We start from the raw sequence: 1,410 nt of genomic DNA, 5'->3' as shown, positions 1-1,410 counted from the left end.
CCCTGCCGACCGGCGGTCAGGCCGGCGCGCCGGGGGCCCGCGACGGCCTCGGCGGCCCGGGCGCCAGCGCGAGCCCGAAGCCCGCCAACAAGGTGCTCGCGGCCGGCAACCCGAACGGCAAGGCCACCGTGCCGGCCGAGGGGCGGGCGGTGGACACCGCCAAGCCGACCCGGACCATCGGCACCGGCACCCCGGCGAGCTGCACCTCGGCGGCGGTCGTGAAGGCCGTCGCGGCCGGCGGCGTCATCACGTTCAACTGTGGACCGTCCCCGGTGACCATCAAGATGGCCGCCACCGCGAAGGTCCGCAACGCCAACGGGCCGAAGGTCGTGCTGGACGGCGGCGGCAAGGTCACGCTGAGCGGCCAGGGACAGCGCCGGATCCTCTACATGAACACCTGTGACGAGGCCCAGGGCTTCACCACCTCGCACTGCCAGAACCAGGACCACCCGCAGCTCACCGTGCAGAACCTCACCTTCACCGACGGCAACTCCACTGGCGAGAAGGCCGAGGGCGGCGGCGGTGGGGCGATCTTCGTACGCGGTGGGCGACTGAAGGTGGTCAACTCGCGCTTCGTCCGCAACCGCTGCGACCGCACCGGCCCCGACCTGGGTGGCGCGGCCGTCCGGGTGCTGAGCCAGTACGAGAACAAGCCGGTGTACGTCGTGGGCAGCACCTTCGACGGCGGTTCCTGCTCCAACGGAGGGGCGCTGAGCAGCATCGGCGTCTCCTGGGTGGTGCTGAACAGCCTGCTCAGGGACAACGAGGCGATCGGCAGCGGCGCCAACCCGGCCAAGTCCGGCACGCCCGGCGGCGGCAGCGGCGGCGCGATCTACTGCGACGGCAACGAGTTCACCGTACGGATCGCCGGCACGATCATCGACAACAACAAGGCGAACGAGGGCGGCGGCGCGGTCTTCTTCGTGAGCAACAACCGCACCGGCACGATGAAGATCGAAAACTCGACCCTGCGCCGCAACCCCAGCGCCAAGTTCGAGACGCGCGGCTTCCCCGGCATCTTCTTCCTGGGCGCCCGCAACCCCACGGTAACCAACTCCAAGCTCTCCTAACCCAGCCGCGCACTGCCCCGCGCCGACGCCCGCGCCCGTGCGCCCGCGCCGGCTCCGCGCCCTCGGCACCATCCTTGTGGTGCACATGCTCCGCGCGCCGGCAGCGACCTGCCGCATGCTCACCACACGCCTGTAGCTGATGTCGATGTTCGGCACTGGCCTCAGCTGCGTCGCCTCATACGGCGGCCTACTGGCCAGCTGGACCGCATCGGTCGACTACGGCAGCTCCCCGACCTCGGCCTCCGCCGTCGTCCTGCTGCGCGTGCTCGCCTACCTGCTGCTGCTCCCACTGGGCGCGCTGCGGGCGAGGCGCAAACACGGGCGGATCGCCTCCAACGCA

Annotated in this window: 1 protein-coding gene and 1 pseudogene; both read left to right on the top strand. The window is 71.1% G+C overall.

All coding sequences use genetic code 11. The features are described 5' to 3' along the window. Positions 1-2 precede the first annotated feature (2 nt). On the top strand, positions 3-1,070 hold the full coding sequence (locus PSH25_RS28940) for a hypothetical protein (RefSeq protein WP_372492875.1): 1,068 nt from the start codon (positions 3-5) through the stop codon (positions 1,068-1,070). Between the two features lie 145 nt (positions 1,071-1,215). Further along, positions 1,216-1,410: pseudogene (locus tag PSH25_RS28935) on the top strand (metal ABC transporter permease); the annotation flags it as partial.

The organism is Micromonospora foliorum (assembly GCF_022229015.1).
GTDB classification, from domain to species: Bacteria; Actinomycetota; Actinomycetes; order Mycobacteriales; family Micromonosporaceae; genus Micromonospora; species Micromonospora foliorum.
The sequence above is the reverse complement of the archived record's forward strand: the minus strand, read 5'-3'. Positions and strand labels throughout refer to the sequence as shown.